General features: G+C 69.2%; 16 protein-coding genes and 1 pseudogene. 8 read left to right on the top strand and 9 right to left on the bottom strand.

Annotated features, from left to right (window positions below; genetic code table 11):
- Positions 1–46 precede the first annotated feature (46 nt).
- Positions 47–943 carry an aromatic alcohol reductase gene (locus ODI_RS02575; protein ID WP_067756435.1) on the top strand — a complete coding sequence of 299 codons (897 nt, stop codon included), beginning with the start codon at positions 47–49 and terminating at the stop codon, positions 941–943.
- 21 nt (positions 944–964) lie between these two features.
- On the opposite strand, the gene ilvA is transcribed toward ODI_RS02575, so the two are convergent.
- On the bottom strand, positions 965–2,473 hold the full coding sequence (gene ilvA, locus ODI_RS02570) for a threonine ammonia-lyase, biosynthetic (RefSeq protein ID WP_067756432.1): 1,509 nt from the start codon (positions 2,471–2,473) through the stop codon (positions 965–967).
- Between the two features lie 91 nt (positions 2,474–2,564).
- Here ilvA and ODI_RS02565 point away from each other — a divergent pair, with 91 nt between their 5' ends.
- On the top strand, positions 2,565–3,185 hold the full coding sequence (locus ODI_RS02565) for a nucleotidyltransferase family protein (RefSeq protein WP_157929700.1): 621 nt from the start codon (positions 2,565–2,567) through the stop codon (positions 3,183–3,185).
- A gap of 8 nt (positions 3,186–3,193) precedes the next feature.
- On the opposite strand, the gene ODI_RS02560 is transcribed toward ODI_RS02565, so the two are convergent.
- The 8 genes and pseudogenes from ODI_RS02560 to purT all read right to left on the bottom strand — a co-directional run bounded on the left by ODI_RS02560 (position 3,194) and on the right by purT (position 12,649).
- Complete coding sequence (locus tag ODI_RS02560; RefSeq protein ID WP_067756429.1) at positions 3,194–3,760, bottom strand: adenine phosphoribosyltransferase; 567 nt, start codon at positions 3,758–3,760, stop codon at positions 3,194–3,196.
- 102 nt (positions 3,761–3,862) lie between these two features.
- Positions 3,863–5,560: a thiol reductant ABC exporter subunit CydC gene (cydC, locus tag ODI_RS02555; protein ID WP_067756426.1), complete on the bottom strand. Its 1,698-nt coding sequence runs from the start codon at positions 5,558–5,560 to the stop codon at positions 3,863–3,865.
- A gap of 119 nt (positions 5,561–5,679) precedes the next feature.
- Positions 5,680–7,461 carry a thiol reductant ABC exporter subunit CydD gene (gene cydD / locus ODI_RS02550; RefSeq protein ID WP_408635885.1) on the bottom strand — a complete coding sequence of 594 codons (1,782 nt, stop codon included), beginning with the start codon at positions 7,459–7,461 and terminating at the stop codon, positions 5,680–5,682.
- 68 nt (positions 7,462–7,529) lie between these two features.
- Positions 7,530–7,649, bottom strand: a pseudogene (gene cydX, locus ODI_RS22445) (cytochrome bd-I oxidase subunit CydX); the annotation flags it as partial.
- Between the two features lie 19 nt (positions 7,650–7,668).
- Positions 7,669–8,826, bottom strand: coding sequence for a cytochrome d ubiquinol oxidase subunit II (gene cydB, locus ODI_RS02540; protein WP_067756423.1), 1,158 nt, complete (start codon positions 8,824–8,826; stop codon positions 7,669–7,671).
- A gap of 13 nt (positions 8,827–8,839) precedes the next feature.
- Entirely contained in the window at positions 8,840–10,435 is a 1,596-nt protein-coding gene (locus tag ODI_RS02535; protein WP_067756635.1) for a cytochrome ubiquinol oxidase subunit I, read from the bottom strand.
- Positions 10,436–10,576: 141 nt separating this feature from the next.
- Positions 10,577–11,128: a GbsR/MarR family transcriptional regulator gene (locus ODI_RS02530; RefSeq protein WP_067756420.1), complete on the bottom strand. Its 552-nt coding sequence runs from the start codon at positions 11,126–11,128 to the stop codon at positions 10,577–10,579.
- 303 nt (positions 11,129–11,431) lie between these two features.
- Positions 11,432–12,649, bottom strand: a complete 1,218-nt coding sequence (gene purT / locus ODI_RS02525) for a formate-dependent phosphoribosylglycinamide formyltransferase (protein WP_067756417.1) — start codon at positions 12,647–12,649, stop codon at positions 11,432–11,434.
- Between the two features lie 155 nt (positions 12,650–12,804).
- Here purT and ODI_RS02520 point away from each other — a divergent pair, with 155 nt between their 5' ends.
- The 6 genes from ODI_RS02520 to hpf all read left to right on the top strand — a co-directional run bounded on the left by ODI_RS02520 (position 12,805) and on the right by hpf (position 16,985).
- Positions 12,805–13,794 (top strand): KpsF/GutQ family sugar-phosphate isomerase, encoded by a 990-nt coding sequence (locus ODI_RS02520; protein ID WP_067756414.1) that lies wholly within the window; start codon positions 12,805–12,807, stop codon positions 13,792–13,794.
- Positions 13,795–13,796: 2 nt separating this feature from the next.
- Positions 13,797–14,390: a KdsC family phosphatase gene (locus ODI_RS02515; RefSeq protein WP_098020818.1), complete on the top strand. Its 594-nt coding sequence runs from the start codon at positions 13,797–13,799 to the stop codon at positions 14,388–14,390.
- A gap of 3 nt (positions 14,391–14,393) precedes the next feature.
- Entirely contained in the window at positions 14,394–15,008 is a 615-nt protein-coding gene (gene lptC / locus ODI_RS02510; protein WP_067756409.1) for an LPS export ABC transporter periplasmic protein LptC, read from the top strand.
- 7 nt (positions 15,009–15,015) lie between these two features.
- Positions 15,016–15,615, top strand: coding sequence for a lipopolysaccharide transport periplasmic protein LptA (gene lptA, locus ODI_RS02505; RefSeq protein WP_067756631.1), 600 nt, complete (start codon positions 15,016–15,018; stop codon positions 15,613–15,615).
- Positions 15,616–15,628: 13 nt separating this feature from the next.
- Positions 15,629–16,465: an LPS export ABC transporter ATP-binding protein gene (gene lptB / locus ODI_RS02500; protein WP_082985397.1), complete on the top strand. Its 837-nt coding sequence runs from the start codon at positions 15,629–15,631 to the stop codon at positions 16,463–16,465.
- A gap of 199 nt (positions 16,466–16,664) precedes the next feature.
- A complete protein-coding gene (gene hpf / locus ODI_RS02495; RefSeq protein WP_067756406.1) occupies positions 16,665–16,985 on the top strand; it encodes a ribosome hibernation-promoting factor, HPF/YfiA family in 321 nt (106 codons plus the stop codon).
- Positions 16,986–17,287: the final 302 nt, after the last annotated feature.

The raw sequence follows: 17,287 nt of genomic DNA, 5'->3' as shown, positions 1-17,287 counted from the left end.
TCGGGGAATCGCGTCACTATTATTCCCGACTCCACAGGAGTCGAGCATGTCAGCCATACTTTCATCGAAGCCATCGACGCTCGTGCTTGGCGCGGGCGAACTGGGCGCCTGCGTCCTGCGCGAACTCGCGCTGCTGCGCAACCAGGGCCAGGCAGGCCCCATCAGCGTGCTGCTGCGGCCTGGCAGCAGGACCGATCCGCGTGAAACAGGCGCCGAGGCCGTCGAAGCAGACCTGGCCACGGCCACCGTGACGGCGCTGGCGCACGTCTTCTCGCGATTCGACCAGGTCATCTGCTGCACGGGGTTCGTCGGCGGGCCCGGCACCCAACGCAAGATCACCGATGCCGTGCTGAAGGCCGGCATCGCCCATTACATCCCGTGGCAGTTCGGCGTGGACTACGACCGCATCGGACGCGGCAGCGGCCAGGACGTCTGGGACGAGCAGCTCGATGTCCGGGACATGCTGCGCGGACAGGATCAGGTCCGCTGGACGATCATTTCGACAGGCATCTTCACCAGCTTCGTCTTCCTGCCAGCATTCGGGCTGGTGGATCTTGCCGGGAACACCGTGCACGCACTGGGAGATTGGGACTACCGGCTCACGGCGACCACGCCGCAGGACATCGGGCACCTGACCGCCCGCATCGCCACGTCGCGTCCCGACTTCGACGACCAGGTGGTCTTCGTCGCCGGCGACACGTTCTCGTACCGTGAACTGGCCGACACCGTCGAAAGCGTGCTGGGCAAGCCCGTGCGACGGCACTGCTGGCGCCTGCCGCAATTGCGGGCCGACGCAGCGGCGCACCCGGACGACACCCTGCGCAAGTACCGGCTGGCGTTCGCCCGTCCGGACGGCGTCGCCTGGCCGAAAGACCAATCCTTCAATGCCCGGCACGACATTCCGGTGACCGATGTGGAAACCTGGCTGCGCGAAAACCGCTGACGCATCCGCCAGGAAAAGACCCTAGAGGAACAGGCGATACGCCGGGTTCTCGGTTTCGTTCCAGTACGGATAACCCAGCTCTTCCAGGAAGCCCTTGTAGCGCTTCTTGTCCGAGGGCGGCACCTGGATGCCGACCAGGATGCGGCCATAGTCGGCGCCCTGGTTGCGGTAATGGAACAGGCTGATGTTCCACTCTTGCGGCATGGCCTCCAGGAAGCGCATCAGCGCGCCCGGACGCTCGGGGAACTCGAAGCGGTACAGCAGTTCATCGCTGGCCAGGCCCGAGCGTCCGCCCACCATGTGGCGCAGGTGGGTCTTGGCCATTTCGTCGTGGGTCAGGTCCAGCGTGTCGAAGCCATGCTTGCGGAAGTTCGCCGCCATGCGCGTGGGCTCGGCAGGCGAGGCCACCTGCACGCCCACGAAGACGTGCGCCTTGTCGGCATCCGAAATACGGTAGTTGAACTCGGTGACGTTGCGCTCGCCCACCAGCTTGCAGAAGCGGCGGAAGCTGCCGCGTTCCTCGGGCATGGTCACGGCGAAGATGGCTTCGCGCGCCTCGCCCACCTCGGCGCGCTCGGCGACGAAGCGCAGGCGGTCGAAATTCATGTTGGCGCCGCAGGTGATGGCCACCAGCGACTTGTTCTTCCACTTGTTCTGGGCCGCGTACTGCTTGGCGCCGGCAAGCGCCAGGGCGCCCGCAGGCTCCAGCACGCTGCGCGTTTCCTGGAAGACGTCCTTGATGGCCGCGCAGATGGCGTCGGTGTCGACCACCACGAAATCGTCCACGACCTGGCGCACCAGGCGGAAGGTCTCGGCGCCCACCTGCTTGACGGCCGTGCCGTCCGAGAACAGGCCCACGTCGGACAGCGTCACGCGGCGGCCGGCGCGCACGCTGCGCACCATGGCGTCGGAGTCGACCGTCTGCACGCCGATGATCTTGATGTCGGGGCGCAGCGCCTTCACATACGCGCCCACGCCGGAAATCAGGCCGCCGCCGCCGATGGCCACGAAAATGGCGTCGATGGGATCGGCGTGCTGGCGCAGGATTTCCATGCCCACGGTGCCCTGCCCCGCGATCACGTCAGGGTCGTCGAAGGGATGCACGAAGGTGAGCTTTTCTTTCTTCTCCAGTTCCAGCGCGTGCGCATAGGCATCGGAAAAGCTGTCGCCGGCCAGCACGACCTCGCCGCCCCAGCCGCGCACGGCATCGATCTTGACCTGCGGCGTGGTGACCGGCATGACGATCACGGCGCGACAGCCCAGGCGGCTGGCCGACATGGCCACGCCCTGGGCATGGTTGCCCGCCGAAGCCGCGATCACGCCGCGCGCCAGCGCCGCCGGCGGCAGGTGCGCCATCTTGTTGTAGGCGCCGCGCAGCTTGAAACTGAACACCGGCTGCGTGTCCTCCCGCTTCAGCATCACCGCGTTCGAAATTCGCTCGGACAGCAAAGGGGCGTGTTCCAGGGGCGTTTCGACGGCGACGTCGTAGACTTTCGACGTCAGGATGCGTTTCAGATAGTCGGTGAACATGGACAACAGCAAAGGAATGAAGGAAGGTGGCGCGCGGCCGGGGGACGTGCAAGCGGTCTTGCGACCGGCCTGGCCATCAGGGGCCGCGAGCGTGCTCACCCCGCAGGGTGCGGGCCAGATTACCACAGCGCCCCTGGCCGTCGCGGGGCGCGTCGGCCTCGTGCTGGCGGGGGGCGCGGGCCAGCGTTTCGACCCCAGCGGCAAACGCTACAAGCTGGTGCAGCCGCTGCCGGATGGGCGCGCCGTCGTGCGCGCGGCCTGCGAGGCGCTCCTGCCCTGGGTCGATGCCGTGGTCGTGGTGTGCGGCGCGCGCCAGGCGGAAATCGCCAACGCGCTGGCAGGCCTGGCCTGGCAGGCTGTTCCCTGCCCCGACGCCGCACGCGGCATGGGCGCCACCCTGAAACACGGCATCGCCGCCACGCCAGCAGCAAGCGGCTGGGTCGTGGCGCTGGCCGACATGCCTTTCCTGGCTGCCGGCGATATCGGCGCCGTGGTGCAGGCCCTGGCAGCCGGCGCGCGCATCGCACGCCCGCGCCACGAGGGCGTGCCCGGTCATCCCGTGGGGTTTTCAGCGGACTGCCGCAACGCCTTGCTGGCGCTGGACGACGCGCAAGGCGCGGGGCCCTGGCTGCGCCAGCAGGCGGACATCACGTGGGTGGCGGGCGGGCCGGGCGTGGTGCGCGACGTGGACGTGCCTGCCGACCTGGGCTGAGCCGGGGCTCAGGCCGCCGGGGCGTCCTCGGTCTCGCCGCCGAACTGGCAGACGGTGTAGAGCGGCGTGCCCGTCGCGGCAATGGCGCGCGAGCCGCCCAGTTCGGGCAGGTCGATGACCGCGGCCGCCTCGACCACATTGGCGCCCAGGCGCTGCAGCAGCTTGATGCCCGCCAGCATCGTGCCGCCGGTGGCGATCAGGTCGTCCACCAGCAGGACGCGCTGGCCGGTACGCACGGCGTCAGCGTGCATTTCCACCGTCGCATTGCCGTACTCCAGCACATACGACTCGGACACCGTGCGGGACGGCAGCTTGCCCTGCTTGCGCACGGGCACGAAGCCCAGGTTCAGCTCATAGGCCAGCACGCTGCCCACGATGAAACCGCGCGCGTCGATGCCCGCCACCAGATCCAGGCGCTGGCGCATGTAGCGATAGACGAAGAGATCGATCAGCACGCGGAAGGCGCGCGGGTCCTGCAGGACCGGGGTGATGTCGCGGAAGGTGACGCCGGGCTTCGGCCAATCAGGCACGCTGCGGATGGCGCGCCGGACCAGATCGTGGAGATCGTTCTGCATGGAAGGGCGTCCAGGGTGAAGAGGGGCAGCGGCCCGGGGACGCCACTATAACCGCCCGCCCGGCGGCGAAGCCAGCGAAGTCCGCGTTGCGGACAGACGCCCTCACACCGGGCCGGCCACCGGAAGCAAGCGCCCGCTTTCAACGCGCAGCACGCGGTGCATGACGCCCGGCGGCAGGCTGGCGTGCGTGGACAGCACCACCGACCTGCCCCGCGCCGCGCGTGGCAGATCCGCAAGAAACGCCCTCTCGGTCTCGGCATCCAGGCCCTGGGTGGGCTCGTCCAGCACCAGGACCCGGGCCGGGCTCAGCAACGCCCGCGCCAGGCACAGGCGCCGCGCCTGGCCGGCCGACAAGGTACGTCCCGTTTCGCCCGTCCAGGTGTCCAGCCCTTCCGGCAGGCCGCGCACGAACGCGCCCAGCCCCGCCGCATCCAGCGCCTCCCACAAGGCGGCCTCGCCCGCCTCGGGCGCGCCGATCAGCAGATTGGTGCGCACCGTGCCCAGGAACACCGGCGCGTCCTGCGACAGCAGCGTCACGCGCGCATGGAGGTCTTGCTGGCGCAGGGCGCGCAGGTCCACGCCGCCCAGCGTGACCCGGCCGGCGGTCGGATCGGCCAGGCGCAGCAGCAGGCTCAGCAGCGTCGACTTGCCCGCCCCGCTTTCGCCGACCAGCGCGATGCGCTCGCCCGGCGCCACGCTCAGCGACACGTCGCGCAGCACGGCGCGCCCGCCCGGCGCATAGGCATAATCCACCGCCTCCACGCGCAAGGTCACGTCGGCCGGCGGCGGCGCAGGCGTGCCGGGATCGCGCACCGCGGGCGACAGGGCAGCCAGCTCAGCCACCCGCGCGCCCGCCGACGCCGCGCCGCCCAGCCGCGACGCGCCACGCATCAACGGCCCCACCACCTCGAAGAATCCCAGCACCGCCAGCAGCAGCCCCACCAGCACGGGACCGGGCAGCGTGCCATTACGCAGGGCAGGCAGGCCCCAGACCAGCACCGCCAGCACACAGGCGCCCGCCACGGCCTGCAAGGCCGCCTGGCCCGCGGTGCCCAGGTTGGCCTGGCGCTGGCGCGCCCGCGACAAGGCGGTACAGGCCTGCGCAAACTCGCGGCGCGCAGCGCCCTCCGCATCCAGGGCCAGCAAATCGGCGTGGCCTTCCACGGCCTGCAGGGCCTGGCTGCGCAGCTCGGCCGCCGCCTGCTGCGCAGCCGCGCCCGGCGCACGGCTGGCCTGCGCCAGCCACCACGGCACCAGCAGGGCGCTGGCGCCCACCGACACCGCCAGCGTCCAAGCGGCGGCGGGCAGCCAGAGGCCCAACACCACGCCCAGCGCCGCGCCGCCCAGCAAGGCGCAGGCGATGGGCACCAGCACCAGCAGGAACACCGAATCCAGCGCATCGACGTCGCCTGTCAGGCGCGCCACCAGGTCGCCATCGCGATAGCGCGACAGTTGCGCCAGGTCCAGCGGCAACAGCTTGCCGAACACCACCGTGCGCAGGTCCGCCAGCAGGCGCAGCGTGGCGCCATGGCCGGTCACGCGTTCGCCGTAGCGCGCGGCGATCCGCAGGAAGGACAGGCCGCGCACCAATGCCGAAGGCGCGAACAGGTTGAACGCCATGCCCGCGGTCGTCAGTGCCGCGCCCGTCAGGAACCAGCCCGAGACCCCCAGCAGCCCCACGCCCGCGGCCAGTGTCACGCCGGCCAGCGCGAAAGCCGCGGCCAAGGCCCCGGCGCGCTGGCGGTACAGGGGCGCCAGCAAGCGCCACAGGTCTCGCGCCCAGTGGCGGCGCGCGGGCATTGACGCGCCGGCCGCCGCCTGGGCGGGCAACGCAGCGGTGCGCGCGTGAACGGGCGTGCTCACTGGACTACCTTCGCGCTTCGCACTCCGGTATTCGCCCTTGGGACGGCCCGGCGGGCTCATGCCACCCTCCCGCCCGCCTGGATCCGCAACACGCGCGGGAACGCATCCAGCACGGCCTCATCGTGCGTGACCAGCAACAGCGTGCGGCCCTCGCAGAAGGCCAGGATCTCGCGCAGCACCGCGTCGCGCGTCCCGCCGTCCAGGTGCGCGGTCGGCTCGTCCAGCAGCACCAGCCCCGGGTCGCGCAGGAAGAGCCGCGCCAGCGCCACGCGCTGCGCCTGTCCGCCCGACAGGCCATAGCCGCGCGGCCCCAGCTCGGTGTCCAGCCCTTGCGGCAGGTCCTGCGCGAAGCGCAGCACGCCCGCGCGCTCGGCCGCCCGATGCAGCGCCTCGGCATCGGCTTGCGGCGCGGCCAGGCGCAGGTTCCCGGCAATCGACCCGGCCTGCAGATAAGGACGCTGGCTGATGAGCGCGACACGCTGGCGCAAGTCCGCGCGCGGCCAGTCGGCCAGCGGCCGGCCATCGAGCCGGATCGTGCCCTCACCGTCGCGCAGTCCCGCCAGGGCCTCGAGCAAGGTGGACTTGCCGATGCCGCTGGCGCCGGCCAGCGCGACGTGTTCGCCCGGCGCCAGGGAGAAACCCGCGGCATCGATGACTGGCAGCGGCCGCCCCGGCGCGCGCAGGACCAAGCCCGACACCTGCAAGGCAGCAGCGTCCGACGCCGGCTGCGCCGCCGGCGCACGCAGGGTTTCCTGTCCCTGCCCCGCGGCCAAGGCGGCGGGCTCGGGCAGGGTTTCGAAGGTCGCCGCCAATTGCGCGGTCGCCGCCCTTGCGGTGGCGCGGTCGTGATAGTGCGCGGCGAACTGCCGCAAGGGCGCATAGACCTCCGGCGCCATCAGCAAACAGAAGAGACCGGCCTGCAAGCTGAGCGGCGACACGCGCAGGTCGACGAAGCCCAGGTAGCTCAGCCCCACGTACAGCGCCACGCCGGCCACGCCCAGCGCGGCAAAGAATTCCAGCACGGCCGAGGACAGGAAGGCGATGCGCAACACCGCCATCGTCTTGGCGCGCACCACCTCGGTCGCATCACGCACCGCCTGCGCCTCGGCCTGTGCGCGGCCGAACAGCTTCAGCGTGGCCAGGCCGCGTACCCGGTCGGCGAAGAAGCCGGACAGGCGTGCGAACGCCTGCAGGTGGCGGCGGTTGGCGGCTTCCGCGCCCCAGCCCACCAGCGCCATGAAGACGGGGATGAGCGGCGCGGTCAGCAACAGAATGAGGCCCGCCACCCAGTCCACCGGCATCAGCGCCAGCGCGAAGGCCAGCGGCAGGAACGCCGCCGCGACCATGGCGGGCAGATAGCGGGAAAAGAAACCGTCCAATGCCTCGACCTGTTCGGCCAGCATGCTGGCCAGCTCGCCGGAACGCTGGCCGCGCGTCCATTGCGGACCGCGCGCCAGCAGTTGCGCAAACAGGGCCTGCCGCAACGACAGCTTGATGGACTCCGCGGCGCGCTGCCCGGCACGCTCGCCCAGCCAGGTCAGCAGGACGCGCGCGCCCATCAACGTGGCCACCACGGCGATGCCGCCGTACAGCGTGCCCACCGGCGCGCCTTCCGCAATGGCCTGGTGCAGCACCTGGGCCAGGAACCAGGTCTGCGCCAGCAACAGCGCGCCGGCCAGCAAGGGTGCGGCCACCGCCGCCATCAAGGGCCGGCGCGCGGCACGCGCCAGCCCGGCCAGCCAGCGCGCGTGCGCCCGTCCGGGTGACGAGGCCGCGGCGGCGAGCGGCGCCGCCGGCTCGTCTGCCGGCACGGGCTGGGCGGCCGGCGTCAGGCTCACGGCTGGACCGCGGGCGAGTCCAGGGGATCGTCGGTCTCGCGCTCGGGATCGGCCCCGCCGCGCAAGGGGTCCTGCGTGCGGCGCAACGGCTCGTGCTCATGCCCTTCGCGCAGTTCGAACCACATCGCGTTCAGGATGGCGAACGCGCAGGCCAGGCCCAGGCCCAGTATCCAGGAGAAGTACCACATGGCGTTTGGCTCCTTGGTCTCAATAGGAATTCGGCGTGTCGCCGACGGTGTGCTCGGTCACCTTGCCGCGCATCACGCGGTACACCCAGCTGGTGTAGGCAGTGACGATAGGCAGGAAGATCAGCGTCACCAGCAGCATGATCCACAGCGTCAGGTGGCTGGACGAGGCGTCCCACACCGTCAGGCTGGCGCGCGGGTCCAGGGTCGAGGGCATGATGAACGGGAACATCGACAGGCCGACGGTCAGGATGATGCCGCTGATGGCCAGCGCCGACGCCACGAAGGCCAGGACGTTGCGACGCACGGACACCAGCAGGGCCGTCAGCAGGGCCATGCCCACGCCCAGTGCCGGCGCGGCCCAGGCCAGAGGCCAGCGTTCATAGTTCTGCATCCAGGCGCCCGCGCTGACCGCCACGGTCTTGGCCGCCGGGTTCGACGCGCCGTCCGTCACGATGGCGCTGGTGATGGAATAGCCGTCGATGCCCGACGCGATCCACACGCCGCCCAGGGCGAACAGCAAGGCCGTCAGCACCGCGCCGCCACGCGCCCATTGCCGGGCACGCGCCGCCACCGGACCTTCGGTGCGCCAGGCCAGCAGCACGGCGCCGTGCGTGACCAGCATCGCCACGCTCAGCACGCCGGCCAGCAGGGCGAAGGGATTGAAGAGCGCGAAGAACGAGCCTTCGTACACCGGCCGCAAGGTGGCCGGGTCGGCGCCGAAGGGCACGCCCTGCAGGATGTTGCCCATGGCCACGCCGAACACCAGGCTGGCGATCACGCCCGAGGCGCACAGCAGCATGTCCCAGCGGGCGCGCCAACGCGTGCCTTCGAACTTGCTGCGGTACTTGAAACCCGCCGGCCGGATGATGAGCGCCACCAGCAACAGCAGCATCGCCAGGTACAAGCCGGAGAACGAGGCGGCGTAAAGCAGCGGCCACGCCGCGAAGATCGCGCCGCCCGCCGTGATCAGCCAGACCTGGTTGCCTTCCCAGACGGGACCCACCACGTTGATGACCACGCGCCGTTCGGCGTCGGTCCTGGCCACCACGGGCAGCAACGCGGCCACGCCGAGGTCGAAGCCGTCCATGACGGCGAAGCCGATGAGGAGCGCCCCCATCAGCGCCCACCACACCACGCGCAGCGTGCCGTAGTCCAGGGGAATGATGAACTGTTCCATATTGAACTCCGTATCAGCGCGCGGCGGCGGGGGCGTTGGCGAGGGCGGCGGCGCCCACGGGATCGCTGGGCGCAGGGGCCCGCGGCTTGGACTCGTCCTTGGGGCCGCTGCGCACCGCATGCAGCATCACCTTCATGCCCACGATGAAGAGCACGGTGTAGAGCGCCAGGTAGACCGACAGGCTGATGACCAGGTCCGTCAGCGACAGGCCCGATGCCGCATAGAAGGTCGGCAGCACGCCTTCGATCACCCAGGGCTGGCGGCCATATTCCGCCACGAACCAGCCGCATTCGATGGCGATCCAGGGCAGCGGCAGGCTCCACAGCGCGATCTTCAGGAAGCGCGGGCTGGTGGCCAGCCTGCCGCGCGACGCCAGCCAGAAGGCCGCGGCGAAGAAGGCGATGAAGTAGATGCCCAGCGCCACCATGATGCGGAAGGTCCAGAAGAGCGGCGCCACCGTGGGCACGGTGTCCCAGGCCGCCTTGGCGACTTCGGCGTCCGTGGCCAGGGCGATGTCCTCGCGATAGCGCTTCAGCAGCAAGCCGTAGCCCAGGTCGGGCCAGGTGCGGTCGAACAGCGCGCGGGCTTCGGCGTTCTTCGGGTCGGCGCGCACCTGCTGCAAGGCGCCATAGGCCACCACGCCATTGCGCACCCGTTGCTCGGCCAGCTTCACCAGGTCATTGATGCCGAGCATGGGCGTGGTCACCGAACGCGTGCCGATCAGGCCCATCACATAGGGAATCTCGACGGCGAAATGGTTCTCGCGTCCGGCCTGGTCGGGAATGGCGAACAGGTTGAAGCTGGCCGGCGCGGGCTCGGTGTGCCACATGGCTTCCATCGCGGCGATCTTCATGCGCTGGTGCTCGGTGGTCAGGTAGCCGCTTTCGTCGCCCAGCACCACCACCGACAGCGAGGCGGCGAGGCCGAAGCTGGCGGCCACGGCCATCGAGCGCTTGGCCAGGTCCAGGTGACGGCCGCGCAGGATGTACCAGGCGCTGATCGACATGACGAACATGGCGCCCGTCACGTAGCCCGCGCTGACGGTATGCACGAACTTGGCCTGTGCCACCGGATTGAACACGACGGCCGCGAAGTCCGTCATTTCCATGCGCATGGTTTCGGGGTTGAACACCGAGCCCGTGGGGTTCTGCATCCAGCCGTTGGCGATCAGGATCCACAGCGCCGACAGGTTGGTGCCCAGCGCCACCAGCCAGGTCACGATCAGGTGGCTGACCTTGGACATGCGGTTCCAGCCGAAGAAGAACAGGCCGATGAAGGTCGCTTCCAGGAAGAAGGCCATCAGCCCCTCGATGGCCAGCGGCGCGCCGAAGATGTCGCCCACGTAGTGGCTGTAGTACGACCAGTTCATGCCGAACTGGAACTCCATGACCACGCCCGTGGCCACGCCCAGCGCGAAGTTGATGCCGAAGAGCGTGCCCCAGAACATCGTCATGCGGCGCCAGATGGTGCGTCCGGTCATGACGTACACGCTTTCCATGATGGCGATCAGGAAGGACAGCCCGAGCGTGAGGGGAACGAAGATGAAGTGGTACATGACCGTCAGGGCGAACTGCAGCCGCGACAGGTCGACGACGTTGAAATCAATCATGATGGCCAACCTTGCAGGAAGGGAGATCGGCCCGACAGGGGCCGCGACGAACAGGCGCCGCGGCCTGTGGTGACGCAGAGGGGGTATCCGGATTCATGAGGGTGCTGCCTTGGGTCGTGCTTCAGGGAAGGAAAGGGGGAATCAGCGTTTGCCGCCACCGCTGAGTTTTCCGGCGATGCTCAGCACCTTCTGCACCTTGGACCCCAGGCGCATCAGGCGCTCCAGGGTCTCGGGCGGCAGGCGCTGGATCTCGTCGAACCAGGCGGTGGAAAGCTCGATCAGCTCGAGCATGTCTTTCATGCGGGCTTGCGCGTGGCGCTCGGCCGCGTCGGCCGGCGGCTCCAGCAGCGTGTCGCGCAGCAGCGTCAGGGTGGGTTCGATCTCGCGCTTGCGCTTTTCCTCGACCAGCACCCGGAAGATTTCCCAGACGTCGCTGGGCGAATCGAAGTAGTCACGCCGATCGCCCACCTGGTGGACCATCTTCACCAGCCGCCAGGACTGCAGTTCCTTCAGGCCCATGCTGACGTTCGAGCGCGAGAACCCCAGGGTCTCGGCGATGTCATCGGCATTCAGCGGCTTCTCGGACAGGAACAGCAGCGCGTAGATCTGGCCGACGGTGCGATTCACGCCCCAGCGGCTGCCCATTTCTCCGAAATGCAGGACGAAACGTTGGGACTGGGGGGGGAGTTGCATGGGGCTGGCCTGCGTTGTCGCGCGTGTTACGTTTTTTGTTACGTTGATTTCACTACTTGCTGAAATTATCGAACTTCATGTGATTAAAAGCAAACGTAACGCGCACGGCCAGCCGCAAACCGTGCCGGCCAGGCCACAGTTGGCCCGGGGCTTGCTTCAACGACATGTCAGAAACCGCGCCAAGGCCGGCTCGGGACGAAAAAAAACCGCCAGGGGGGTCCTGGCGGTTTTCCAAGCAAACCTTGCGGCCTCGGGCGGCCGGCGTCGCGCCCCGCCCAGGACGCCCCGCTCACGGCACGCGGCTCAAGGCGCCTTGACCGTCACGGCGGCGCTGACGCGGCGCGCCTTCTCGCGTGCAGCCTCCACGTCGTCCGCCACGGCCAGGCCCACGCCCATGCGGCGCCTGGTGAAGGACGCCGGCTTGCCGAACAGGCGGATGTCCGTGCCCGGCTCGGCCAGCGCATCGGCCACGCCATGGAAGCTGACGCCCTGGGCATCCACCCCGCCATAGATCACGGCGCTTGCGCCCGGCTGGCGCAGGCGCGTGTCCACCGGCAGGCCCAGCAGCGCGCGGGCATGCAGCTCGAATTCGTTCTGGGCCTGGGTGATCAGCGTGACCATGCCGGTGTCGTGCGGACGCGGGCTGACCTCCGAGAACCAGACCTCCTCGCCCGACACGAACAGTTCCACGCCGAAGATGCCCAGGCCGCCCAGGTCGCCCGTGACGGCCAGCGCGATTTCCTCGGCGCGGGCCAGGGCCTTGGGCGCCATGGGGTGCGGCTGCCAGCTCTCCACGTAATCGCCGTCGACCTGCTTGTGGCCGATGGGCGCGCAGAACCCGGTCTGCACCGTGCCGTCGGCGCCGCGATAACGTACGGTCAGCAGGGTGATCTCGTAGTCGAAGTTGATGAAACCCTCGACGATGGCGCGTCCGGCGCCCACGCGCCCGCCTTCCTGGCAGTAGCGCCAGGCGGCCGCCACGTCGGCCTCGCTGCGCAGCACCGACTGGCCCTTGCCCGACGAGGACATCACCGGCTTGATGACGCAGGGATAGCCGATGCCGCCGTCGATGGCGGCGCGCAGTTCGGCCTCGGTGTCGACGAAGCGATAGGGCGAGGTCGGCAGGCCCAGGGTCTCGGCCGCCAGGCGGCGGATGCCCTCGCGGTTCATGGTCAGGCGCGCGGCGCGGGCCGTCGGTGTCACGCGGGTGACGCCGGCTGCCTCCAGCTCCACCAGCAGGTCGGTGGCAATGGCCTCGATCTCGGGCACCACCACGTCGGGACGCTCGGTTTCGATCACGCGGCGCAGCGCAGCGGCGTCGGTCATGGGCACCGTATGCGAGCGATGGGCCACCTGCTGGCCGGGCGCGTTGTCATACCGGTCCACGGCAATCACCTCGGCGCCCAGGCGCTGCAGGGCGATCACCACTTCCTTGCCCAGTTCGCCGGCGCCCAGCAACATGACGCGGGTGGCCGAGGGGCTCAAGGGGGTACCGAGGACGGGCGTGGGCAGGTCGGCCATGACGATCGAATTCCAAAAATAGGGACGCCCAGGAACGCCGGGCGGGCAGGAAACGAAGCTTGCCACAGCGCCGCGCCCGCCCGCAAACGCGCCATCCCGGCGGACGCCACGGGGTTTCCCTGCACCCTGACGCCCCTCTGAATTAAACTCCTGCGATGACCGACACCCCTATCTTCCAGCCGGGCGACGCCCTGGCCAGCGCGCGCCGCACCCTCCTGACGGAGGCGCAGGCCATCGAGACGCTGGCCGCGCGCCTGGACGACGCCTTCGCCGAGGCGGTCCGGCTGCTGCTCGCCTGCCGGGGCCGCGTGGTCGTCAGCGGCCTGGGCAAGACCGGCCACATCGGCCGCAAGATCGCCGCCACGCTGGCCTCCACCGGCACGCCGGCCTTTTTCCTGCACGCCGCCGAGGCCGTGCACGGCGACCTGGGCATGCTGACCGCCCAGGACGTCCTCATCGCGCTGTCGCACTCCGGCGCCAGCCAGGAACTCCTGACCGTGCTGCCCGCGGTGCGCCGCCTGGGCGCCAAGGTCATCGCCATCACCGGCAACCCGCAGTCCGAACTGGCGCAACTGGCCGACATCCACCTGAATGGCGCCGTCGACCAGGAAGCCTGCCCGCTCAACCTGGCCCCCACCGCCAGCACGACCGCGGCGCTCGCCCTGGGCGACGCGCTGGCGGTGGCCTGTCTGGAAGCCCGCGGCTTCGGCCCCGAGGACTTCGCCCGCTCGCACCCCGGCGGGGCGCTGGGCCGCCGGCTGCTGACCCACGTGCGCGACGTCATGCGCCAGGGTGGCGCGGTGCCGCGCGTGCCATTGTCGGCAACGCTCTTCCAGGCGCTGGAGGAAATGTCGGCCAAGGGCATGGGCATGACCGTCATCGTCGATGACGCGAACCGCCCCGCCGGCATCTTCACCGACGGCGACCTGCGCCGCCTGATCGAACGCCGCGGCGACCTGCGCGGCCTGCTGGCCGCCGAAGGCATGAGCCGCAACCCCCGCACCATTGCCGCCGAGGCGCTCGCCGTCGACGCCGCCGCGCAAATGGATGAACAACGCCTGAGCCAGATGCTGGTAGTGGGCAAGCAAGGCGAACTGATCGGGGCGCTGCACATGCACGACCTGATGGCCGCCAAAGTGGTTTGACGATGACGATGAGCATTCCCCACCCCGCCGAATCCCTGGTCCTGTCCCGCGTGACCCCCGTCGTGCGCGAACGCGTCTCGGCCGTGCGTCTCATGGTGTTCGACGTGGACGGCGTCCTGACCGACGGCAGCCTCTGGTATGGCGAGAACGGCGAGGCGCTCAAGCGCTTCAACGTGCTGGACGGCCATGGCCTGCGCCTGCTGGGCGAAAGCGGCGTCATCGTGGCGCTCATGACGGGCCGCCAGGGCCCCATCGTCGACCGCCGGGCCGCCGAACTGGGCATCTCGCATGTCCTGCAAGGCGTGCGCGACAAAGGCACCGCCCTGACGGAACTGGCGCAGCGCCATAATGTCCTATTGGACCAGACCGGCTACATGGGCGATGACCTCATCGACCTGCCCGCCATGCAGCGCGCGCGTTTCGCCGCCAGCGTGCCGGGCGCGCCGGCGTACGTCGCCCAGGCCGCGCACTGGGTCGCCAGCCGCCCCGGCGGCGAAGGCGCCGCGCGCGAATGCTGCGACCTCATCCTGGCCGCGCAAGGCCGGCTGGGCACCTATTTCCAGCCCGGCCTGCTTGGCCCCGGAGCCATCCAGTAAGCCATGAAAGAACGCTTTTCCTCCCTCGTCGCGCTGGGCCTGCTGCTTGCCCTGGTATTGGGCACGTGGTGGGCGGCCGACTACGCGCAACGGTCGATCCCCATCGACCCGCCCCGCCGCGTCACCCACGAGCCCGACTCCTGGGCAGAGAAGTTCGTCATGCTGCGCGCCGACGAGACCGGCGCCCCCATCAACCGCCTGGAAGGCGATTTGATGCAGCACTATCCCGACGACGACTCCTACGAGATCACCAATCCGCGCGCCGTGGGCCAGCGCGCCGGCACGCCCGTCACCATCGGCACGGCGCGCGTGGCCGTCATGGACCAGGACGCCAACCGCATCATCATGCGCCAGGATGCCCACCTGCACCGCATGCCCGACGGCCAACGCGCCGCGATGGACGTGCGCAGCGAGGAGATCATCATGCTGATCGACCAGGACCTGGCCTACACCGACAAGCCCGCGCAGGTCGACCAGGGCCGCTCGCGCATGAATGGCACCGGCATGCGCTACAACAACAAAACCCGCCAACTCGAGGTCCACTCCGCCACCGACGTGCAGATCTCCGGCGCCGAAACCCGTTCGCGCAACACGCGGACCGATACTCCCTCACGATAAAAAGATGATGACCGCCTCGCGCTCCTTCCTCCCCGCCCTGCTGGCCGCACTGACGCTGGCGCTGCCCGTGCACGCCGCCCAGCAGCCGCCCGCCGAGGACCCCGACACCCTGATCCTGTCGGACACCCTGCACTATGACGACGTGAAGCGCACCAGCACCTTCACGGGCAACGTCATCATGACCCGCGGCGACCTGACCCTGAAATCGGACACGCTGGCGATGCGCGAGGATGCCGACGGCTTCCAGTTCGGCACCGCCACGGCGAACAAGGGCAAGGAGGTCTTCATCCGCCAGGTCCGCGCCGGCACGGCCGAAGTCATGGAAGCCACGGGCCTGCGCGCCGAATACGACGGCAAGAACGAAACGCTGGACATCATCGGCCAGGCGGTCGTCACGCGCCTCGTGTGTGGCAAGCCCTTCGACAACGTGCGTGGCCAGCGCATCCGCTACAACCAGAAGACCGACACCTACGAAGCCTTCGGCGGCGGCGACTCGGCCGCGCCCGGCGGACGCGTGCGCTCGGTCGCGCAGTCGCGCGCCAAGTCCGACGCGGCGGCCGCGGCATGCAAGGACGTCGCCCCGGCCAAGCCCGCGGCGTCGAACTGAGGGGGCCGCAAGCATGAGCGCAGACGCAAAAGCCACCGCCAACGCCAACGCCACCGACGCCGACCTGCCCGGCGCCTCGGCCGCCGTCGCCAGCGGCCTGTCCAGCCAAGCCGGCCGGCTGCGCGCCGTCGGCCTGCGCAAGACCTACAACAGCCGCACCGTGGTCCAGGACGTCTCCATCGCCGTGGACAGCGGCGAGGTCGTGGGGCTGCTCGGCCCCAATGGCGCGGGCAAGACCACCAGCTTCTACATGATCGTGGGCCTCGTGCCCGCCGACGCCGGCCGCATCGAGATCGACGGCGTGCCGGTCACCGCCATGCCCATCCACAAGCGGGCACGGCTGGGCCTGTCCTACCTGCCGCAGGACGCCTCGGTGTTCCGCCGCCTGACGGTCGAACAGAACATCCGCGCCGTGCTGGAACTGCAGGTCGACGCCAACGGCAAGGCACTCTCGGCGGCCAAGACCGAGGAACTGCTCGAATCGTTGCTGGAAGAACTCCAGATCGGCCACATCCGCCGCAACATGGCCATCTCGCTGTCGGGCGGCGAACGCCGCCGCGTCGAAATCGCCCGCGCGCTGGCCACGCAGCCGCGCTTCATCCTGCTGGACGAGCCCTTCGCCGGCGTGGACCCCATCGCGGTCATCGAAATCCAGCGCATCGTGCGCTTCCTGAAGAGCCGCAACATCGGCGTGCTCATCACCGACCACAACGTGCGCGAAACGCTGGGCATCTGCGACCGCGCCTACATCATCAGCGAAGGCAAGGTGCTGACCGATGGCCATCCCGACGAGATCGTCGGCGATCCCGCCGTCCGGCGCGTCTATCTGGGCGAGCACTTCCGGATGTAAAAAACCGGTGCCAGACCCGTTCTTGCTTACACGCAAGAACCCACGTAAAACGACGTGTAACGACCCCGCCCAGACCCTTGGTTTCGGCGGGGTTTGTCTATACACTGAATTCACGACGAACTCGTTTCAGGAGGATGGCCTACAAGTCCAAACCCGCGTACCCACGCGCCTTGTTTTAGTCACGATAGGAGAGTTCCATATGAACCTGAGCATCAGTGGTCACCATCTCGACGTCACCCCCGCCATCCGGGAATATGTCCTCACCAAGCTGGCGCGCGTGCTGCGTCACTTCGACAACGTCATCGACACGCAGGTCATACTCTCGGTCGAGCCCCTGAGGCACAGAGCCGAAATCACGATGCGTGTCCGCGGCAAGGACATTCATTGCGAAGCCGTCGAGGAAAACCTTTACGCGGCCATCGACGCCCTGGCCGACAAGGTCGACCGCAAGGTCATCCAGCACAAGGATCGACTCCAGAACCACTCGCATGAGCCCGCAAAGCGGCAAATGGCGGCATAGCGCCCGTCAACGTGCACGCGGCGTGTCCCTGAGCTGACGCGCCCTCGCCTGGCGTCCCTCGAGCTTTCGCGGGGCCCAGGCCAGCCAAGATTTTCTTGGTTTCCAGCAGTCCATCCCCCCATTCCGACACACTCGCTCCTGGCGGCTTGCTGCCCCCGGCCGTACCGGTCTATGCTTGTCCCTCACGGCGAGGCTTCGGCCACGCACACTGATTGCGGCAATGCCACGCCGCCAGGCTTCTCGCGGGGACTGGCGCGCATCGTCCGAAGACGCCCGCCCAGCATGCGGCGCCGGGGCGTTTT

The sequence above is a fragment of the Orrella dioscoreae genome, from assembly GCF_900089455.2.
In the GTDB taxonomy this organism is placed as follows: domain Bacteria; phylum Pseudomonadota; class Gammaproteobacteria; order Burkholderiales; family Burkholderiaceae_B; genus Orrella; species Orrella dioscoreae.
This window is presented reverse-complemented; position numbering and strand designations above follow the sequence as displayed.